General features: G+C 63.1%; 7 protein-coding genes. 4 read left to right on the top strand and 3 right to left on the bottom strand.

Annotated elements, in window-relative coordinates; all coding sequences use genetic code 11:
• Nucleotides 1–154: 154 nt before the first annotated feature.
• Together ACXWUF_RS15705 and ACXWUF_RS15700 are read left to right on the top strand one after the other, a co-directional pair.
• Nucleotides 155–1,225: an AAA family ATPase gene (locus ACXWUF_RS15705; RefSeq protein ID WP_458495595.1), complete on the top strand. Its 1,071-nt coding sequence runs from the start codon at nucleotides 155–157 to the stop codon at nucleotides 1,223–1,225.
• A 303-nt stretch (nucleotides 1,226–1,528) separates the two neighbouring features.
• Nucleotides 1,529–3,343, top strand: a complete 1,815-nt coding sequence (locus ACXWUF_RS15700; protein ID WP_458495594.1) for a vWA domain-containing protein — start codon at nucleotides 1,529–1,531, stop codon at nucleotides 3,341–3,343.
• Here the strand turns inward: ACXWUF_RS15700 and ACXWUF_RS15695 are convergent.
• The 3 genes from ACXWUF_RS15695 to ACXWUF_RS15685 all read right to left on the bottom strand — a co-directional run bounded on the left by ACXWUF_RS15695 (nucleotide 3,238) and on the right by ACXWUF_RS15685 (nucleotide 4,740).
• Nucleotides 3,238–3,651, bottom strand: a complete 414-nt coding sequence (locus tag ACXWUF_RS15695) for a hypothetical protein (RefSeq protein WP_458495593.1) — start codon at nucleotides 3,649–3,651, stop codon at nucleotides 3,238–3,240. The genes ACXWUF_RS15700 and ACXWUF_RS15695 overlap by 106 nt on opposite strands.
• A gap of 140 nt (nucleotides 3,652–3,791) precedes the next feature.
• On the bottom strand, nucleotides 3,792–4,466 hold the full coding sequence (locus tag ACXWUF_RS15690; RefSeq protein WP_458495592.1) for a GNAT family N-acetyltransferase: 675 nt from the start codon (nucleotides 4,464–4,466) through the stop codon (nucleotides 3,792–3,794).
• Nucleotides 4,459–4,740 (bottom strand): type II toxin-antitoxin system TacA family antitoxin, encoded by a 282-nt coding sequence (locus ACXWUF_RS15685; protein ID WP_458503301.1) that lies wholly within the window; start codon nucleotides 4,738–4,740, stop codon nucleotides 4,459–4,461. The genes ACXWUF_RS15690 and ACXWUF_RS15685 overlap by 8 nt, the downstream gene beginning before the upstream one ends.
• Nucleotides 4,741–5,254: 514 nt before the next feature.
• Between ACXWUF_RS15685 and ACXWUF_RS15680 the strand changes: the two genes are divergently transcribed.
• Both ACXWUF_RS15680 and ACXWUF_RS15675 read left to right on the top strand, forming a co-directional pair.
• The gene (locus tag ACXWUF_RS15680; RefSeq protein ID WP_458495590.1) at nucleotides 5,255–5,872 is read left to right on the top strand and encodes a DedA family protein; all 618 of its coding nucleotides are present in this window, start codon (nucleotides 5,255–5,257) and stop codon (nucleotides 5,870–5,872) included.
• On the top strand, nucleotides 5,869–7,068 hold the full coding sequence (locus ACXWUF_RS15675; RefSeq protein WP_458495589.1) for an iron-containing alcohol dehydrogenase: 1,200 nt from the start codon (nucleotides 5,869–5,871) through the stop codon (nucleotides 7,066–7,068). Before ACXWUF_RS15680 ends, ACXWUF_RS15675 begins: the two co-directional genes overlap by 4 nt.
• Nucleotides 7,069–7,084: the final 16 nt, after the last annotated feature.

The following is a 7,084-nucleotide window of genomic DNA, read 5'->3' as shown; positions in this document are numbered from 1 at the left end:
GTCGGCCTAAGTGAATGCCATAAACCTAAAATGAAAATGCTCTAAGGCGAGTTTGATCTTGGCGGTTTTAACCATGTAAATTGAATTTTGCACGCCAAGGCGCAATCATCCTGGTGCGTTCATTCCACCCAATCCAATCCCGCTTAAACGCGCCATGAACCCCGCCATCCAACTCTCCCCCGCCCAGGCCTTCGATTTCCTCCTCAATGTCGCCGTGACCCGCCCCGTGTTCATGTGGGGTGCGCCGGGCATCGGCAAGAGCGCCCTGGTGCGGCGCTTCGCCGACACCGTGGGCCTGGAGTGCGTGTCCCTGCTGGGCAGCCAGTTGGCGCCGGAGGATTTGCTGGGCGTCCCGCAAATCGACGGGAATTGCTCGCGCTTCTTCCCACCCGCCAACATCGTGCGGGCCGAAGCCTTCGTGCTGTTCCTGGACGAACTCAACGCCTCCAGCCACGAAATCCAGAAGGCGTTCTATTCGCTGATCCTCGACCGGCGGGTGGGCGAATACCACCTGCCGGCGGGCACCATCGTCATCGGCGCGGGCAACCGGGCCAAGGACGCCGCCATCGTCAAGCCCATGCCCTCGGCGCTCATCAACCGGCTGGCCCACATCCACCTCCGCGCCGACCACCGCCAATGGCTGGATTGGGCCATCGCCGACGGCGCCATCCATCCGTGGGTGCTGGACTACATCCGGCTGCGCCCCGACCACCTGTGGAGCGAGCCGCCCAAGCACGAGGAGCCGTTTTCGACCCCGCGCAGTTGGCACATGCTATCCGACGCCCTGCATTCCTTCGACGATGGCATCGGCGACCTGATGCTGGAAGCCCTGGCCTTCGGCCTGCTCACCCCGGCCCACGCCGGGCAGTTCAAGGGCTTCGTCAAGCAAATCCGCCAGAAGCACGCCCTGCACGCCATCCTCAAGGGCGACGCGCAATGGCCCGGCGAGCCCGCCGACCGCGACGTGCTGTATTTCCTGGCGCAATCGTTCCGTGGCTTTCTGCGGAAAGAACTGCCCGAGGACGAGGCGTCGGTGCGCGGCGAACACAAGCAACTGGCGGTGCGGGCCAAGGACCGGCTGCGCGAACTGGCCCGCATCAGCGTGGAAATCGCCCAGTCGGTGCTGGCGGACGACGACGAGGGCCAGCGCCTCCCGGCCTGGTTCCTGGTGGAAGTGGCCCGCGACCTGCCACGCCTCGCCGCCCGCGACAAGGCCAAGCCATGAGTCTTTTTATCCCCTCTCCCATCGGGCGCTGCCATAAAGATAAGGTGCTTGAACAGGTTGCTGCGGCTGAGTTTAACCCCCCAACCCCCTTATCAGGGGGGCTTTTTCTCCCTCCCCTGATTAAGGGGAGGGCCGGGGAGGGGTTTATGGCGGCGCTAATTCGGATTCGATACGTGCCACACCTGTAGGGGCGAATTAATTCGCCCCTACATCGCGACCCGTCATATCGAATACGGTTGGAAATCGCGATAAATAGCGCTGACTTAATTGGCCGTGACGCAGAACGTGGGAACGATAGAAGCCATGAGTAAACGAAGAGCCCTCAACGACCCGGCACGGGAGGCGCGGGACGCCGCCATCGCCTTGATCCTTGATCATCCGGTGCTGGTACCCCTGGCCCGGCAGGTGTCGATCCGCCCGGATGTTGGGCATAGCTACGTGGCGGAAGCCGCCTGGCTGACCGTGTCGCCGAGAGGGGCCGTTTATTTGCATCCCAAGCGCCGGGCCGAACCGGAGGAATGGGCGCGGCTGCTCGCCCTGGCCCTGACCTGCCTGGGTTTCGGGCTGGTGCGGGGACGCGAGCCGCAAGCGGTGTGGGAACTGGCGGCGCTGCTGGTGGCGAACCGCTTTTGCGATGACCTGAAGATTGGCCGCTTGCCTGAAGCCCTGGACTATCCGCCGCTGCACATCCCGGCGGGCGGCGAGGAAACCCTGTTCCGCATCCTGTGCGTGGAGAAGCTCGACCCCCGGTTGTCGGCGTTCCGGGATGGCTTTGGCGGCGGGCGCTCGGTGTTCTGTGGACTCGACGAGAAACCCTCCCGCTGGACACCGCGTATCCCGGATTGGAAAAGCCTGCTGGCCGAGGGCATCGCCCAGGGCGTGGGCCGCGCCATCGAAACCGCCGCGTTTCCCGATGGCGACACCCGATCCAACCGCCCCAACCCGAACAGCCCGGCCTACCGGGCCAAGCGCCGCTTGATCGACCATCATCCGCTGCTGGGCGCGTTGGCCGCTGGCTTTGACCTGGAGGAGAACCCCGAGCAGTGCCGCCGCTACGACATCCAAGTGGCGGCCATCGACGTGGGCGCCCGCAGAATCTGGATGAATTCGGCGGTGAAGCTGACTCCCGACGAGGCGCTGTTCGTGTTCGCCCATGAATTGCTGCACGCCGGTTTGAACCACGCCTCAAGGCGGCGCGGGCGGGACGCCTTCCTGTGGAACGCCGCCTGCGATTTCGTCATCAACGGCTGGCTCAAGGAAATGAGCCTGGGCGTGCCGCCGGTCATGGGGATGCTGTACGACCCGGAGTTCGCCAACTGTTCGGCGGAGGAAGTGTACGACCGGCTGGCGCGGGACATCCGCCGCGCCCGCAAGCTCGCCACCTTGCGCGGGGTGGGGCAGTGCGATTTCTTCGGTGAGGACCACGGCCCCGGCTTCACCGACGCGGAGAGCTATTGCCGCCGCGCCCTGGCGCAGGGTTTGGAGCGTTGCCAGGCCAGCGGGCGGGGCTTGATTCCCGCCGGTTTGGCCGAGGCCATCCGCGCCCTGTCGCAGCCGCCTATCCCGTGGGATGTGAAGCTGGCGGAGTGGTTCGACCGGCATTTCCCGCCGCCGGAATACCGCCGCAGCTATGCTCGGCCCTCGCGCCGCCAGAGTTCCACGCCGGATATTCCGCGTCCGTCCACCTGCCCGCCGCCGGAAGAGCAGCGCAAGAGCCGGGTGTTCGGCGTGGTGCTGGATACCTCTGGCTCTATGGACCCGCAGTTGTTGGGCAAGGCGCTGGGGGCCATCGCTAGTTATTCCATCGCTCGTGAGGTTTTCGCGGTGCGGCTGATTTGCTGTGACGCGGCGGCCTACGATAGTGGCTGGGTGGAGCCGGAGCGGCTGTTGGATCGGTTCACGGTGCGGGGGCGGGGCGGGACGATTTTGCAGCCTGGGGTGGATTTGCTGCGGGACTTGGCGCGGCGCGGGGAGTTTCCCCGGCGGGGTCCGGTGCTGGTTATCACCGATGGCTATTGCGAGGAGAGCTTGGAGGTTCCCTTCGAACATGCGTTCTTGCTGCCAGCGGGAAAGCGCTTGCCGTTTGTGGCGCGGGGTGAGGTGTTTGGGATGGGGTGATGGGGCGGGGTTTGTGATGGGGGATACGTGATCAAAGCAAGTGCGCCAGCTTCATCATCAGGGCGGCCAGGAGGGTGTTTGCAGGACGCCTGCGCGAGTATCCAGCGGGTCAGGTCGGCCTTGGTATCGGCGATTTCTTTCTGTAAGCCACCCCGGGTATCCGACATTTCCCGCTTCAACTCGGCCCGCAAGAGTTCGATCTTGTTGTTCATGCGCTCTTCCATTCGCGCCAAATCTTCCTTAGTTGCCAACTCCTTCCAGTTGACTTCCAGAACTTCGGACAGGGCTTCGGCCTGTTTTTCCGGCACACCGGCTTCCCGCAGGCGTTTGGTGTTTCAGTGTGTCGAAGGCGATGGCGGCCATGGGCTGAGCCACTCTGGGTGGATTGAGTCTGGCGTAATGATACCCGACACGCTTCAAAGCTCAGTGGGCGCTATACGTTTACTGCTCACATCACGGCGTCCCTGGCCTGCGGGCAGCCGCAGCGCCTTTTGGGTTTGGACGGCTCGTCGAAGTTGTGAGCGTAGCACCAGTCGTCCGGCACCGGGCGTCCTTCCGCCTCGCGGGTGACGATTTCCTTCACCGTCGAGGTTTTGCCCAATCCCGTCGGCCCGAGGGCGAAGACGTTGAAGCCTTCCCGGTGGATGCCCAGCTCGAAGCGGATTATGCCGCTCAGCCGGACAAATCCGAAGTGTTGGTAGAAGGTCGCTGCCCGTTCATCCAAGGCATCGACCATCACCCCATAAACACCCAAGCTGGCGCTGGCGGATAAGGACCGTTTGAGGGCATCGAGCAGCAGCAACGAACCCAGTCCTTGTCCTTGCAACCGCATATCCACCGCCAAGCGGCCAAGCCGAGCCATAGGGACCGGATAGTGGGGAAGTTTGCGGGATCGTTCGGGCGGGAAGCGGCGGCGCTCGACGCTGCCCGCCGACAAGGAGTAATAACCCGCGATGTCAGTTTGTCCGGCCTCGACGGCAACGAACACCCGCGTCAAATCCCGGCGTTCGTCCTGTCCCGCATAACGGTCCAGATAGTCGTCTAATTCAGCCCGTCCGCTGGCGAAGCCGTCTCGCCGGTGTCGGTTAGCCAGGGCTTCGACCACCCAGTGTGACTCACTCATTTGGAGTGATCTGGTCGTTATAGCGCTGGGCCGCACTGATCAGGGCGGGATTCGGATCCGGCGGGTTTTCCAGTGTTTCGCAGAAGCGTTCCCAGTCCTGGTCGGACAGCCGTATGCTCCGGCGATATTCGGCGACGACTTTTTCGGCAGCCGCCAGGGCATGGTTCAACACGAATCCCGATGCCGTTTTGTGCTGGCAGGTAGCCGCTTCCTCGATAAGGTTCTTGCCGACCAAATCCAGCCGCAGGTGTAATCGTTCGCGCTTGATGGACATAACTTCAACCCTTGAAATGTGCGCCAAAATGGCGGACATAGTAGGCTCTGGGGTGAGGTTCGACAACCCTTTCAAAGCCTAATTCGATGGATCGTTCCCGCTATACGGCCAGTCTTCCACCTCGTTATACTGCTTGATTATGTCTCTTGGTTAAGGAATATCCGTGAACACTTATACCGTTCATAACGCCAAAACCCATCTTTCCAGCCTCATCGACCAAGCTTGCACCGGAGAAGAAGCCATCATTGCGCGGGGTGAACAACCCTTGGTGAAACCGGTCCCCTTGGGCAATCCCGGCCAGGGGCGGAGATTCGGTGCGATGCGGGGCCAGGCGGTGTGGGGGAGGCGTTTTTCGAGCCTCTACCGGAAGATGAATTGGCGGCCTACCATCAGTCATGAAGTCCTATTCGATAGCTACGGAATCCGCCGCATTTGGTAGACGAGCCGATCCGGCCCCGCCGATAAATACCGGGGAATACAATCTCTTCGCACTCATCCAAATACAGGGAACGCAATGCACGAACTCATCAACTGGCTGGTGAACACAATCGGCGCCATGGGCTACACCGGCATCTTCATCTTGATGGCGATGGAAAGCTCCGTCTTCCCCATCCCCAGTGAAGTGGTCATGCCCCCGGCGGGCTATCTGGTCCAGCAGGGTAAAATGAACATGGCTTTGGTGATTCTCAGCGGCACCTTCGGCAGCCTGTTCGGCGCCTATGCCAATTACTTCGTGGCTCGCTGGCTGGGTCGGCCCTTGGTCATCAAGTACGGGCGCTATGTCTGGATCACCGAGGAGCATTTCGACCGGGTGGAAAGCTTCTTCCTGCGCCATGGCGAAATCTCCACCTTCATTGGCCGCTTGCTGCCGGTGATTCGCCACCTGATTTCCATCCCCGCCGGCATCGCCCGCATGAACCACCTGCGCTTCACCCTCTACACCCTGGTGGGCGCGGGCATCTGGGTGACGATCTTGAGTTGGATCGGCTATTTCATCGGCCAGAATCAGGAACTCATCGTGCAATATTCACGCGAGGCGGTGGCCGGTGTGGTGGTGTTCAGCGTGATTCTGGTGGCGATTTATGTCCACCTGCACAAGCGCAAAGCCCGCAAGGCGGAGGAGGCGGCATGACAGCGATTCCTGCCTTCGCCTGCGCCCGCTTGCCCCGCATCCTGTTTGGCGCGGGGCGGCTCGCGGAACTGCCGGACTTGGCCCGGAGCTACGGCAAAAAAGCGCTGATCGTCACAGGCGCCCATTCCTTCCTCGCGTCACCCCGTTGGAATTGGCTGGGCCACGAACTCCACGAACAGGGCATGCACTTCGGGCATCTGTCCGTCGCCGAGGAACCGACCCCGGCCTTGGTGGACAACGCGGTGCGCGCCTTCCGTGGCCGGGGCATCGAGGTGGTGATCGCCATCGGCGGCGGCAGTGTGCTGGACGCGGGCAAGGCCATCGCCGGTTTGCTGCCCCACGGTAATTCGGTGCTGGATCATCTGGAAGGGGTGGGCCGCAACCTGCCTTATCACGGTCCCGCCACGCCCTTCATCGCCGTCCCCACCACGGCGGGCACCGGCAGCGAGGCGACCAAGAACGCGGTGCTGAGCGTCCGGGGCGAGAACGGCTACAAAAAATCCTTCCGCCACGACGCGCTGGTGCCGGAATACGCCCTGGTCGATCCTGACCTGCTGTCCACCTGCCCGCCGGAACTCATCGCCGCCGACGGCATGGACGCCTTCACTCAACTGCTGGAATCGTATGTGTCCAGCCGCGCCAACCCGATGACCGACGCCTTGGCGTGGAGCGGCATGACGGCCTTCCGGGACGGCTTCTTCCCGGCGCATGGAGGCGGCGACGACGCCATCGCCCAGGCCGGGCGGAGCGCCATGGCCTATGCCTCGCTCATGTCCGGGATCACATTGGCGCAGGCGGGGCTGGGTTCGGTGCATGGGCTGGCCTCACCATTGGGGGCGTTCTTCCCGATTCCCCACGGCATCGCCTGCGGCACGCTGCTGGCCGAGGCCACCGCCGTCAATCTCCGTGCGTTGAAAGAGCGGGCGCCGGGCAACGTGGCGTTGCGCAAATACGCGGCGGTGGCAAGGTTGCTGACCGGCAAGGGTTTCGATGGTGATGGGGAGGCCCACGAGGCGCTGGTGGAATTGCTGCGGGGCTGGACCGAGCGCTTGAATCTGGCGGGGCTGGGGCGGTTCGGGGTCGAGGCGGCGCAGGTGGACAAGATCGTCGCCAACGCTCGCGGCAACAGCATGTTGACCAATCCGGTGGTGCTGACGGATGCGGAGATTGGGGAGATTGTACGGGGGAGGCTTTGAGTCGGGTAGGTCGGGC

The sequence above is a fragment of the Methylomagnum sp. genome (assembly GCF_054333355.1).
This window is presented reverse-complemented; position numbering and strand designations above follow the sequence as displayed.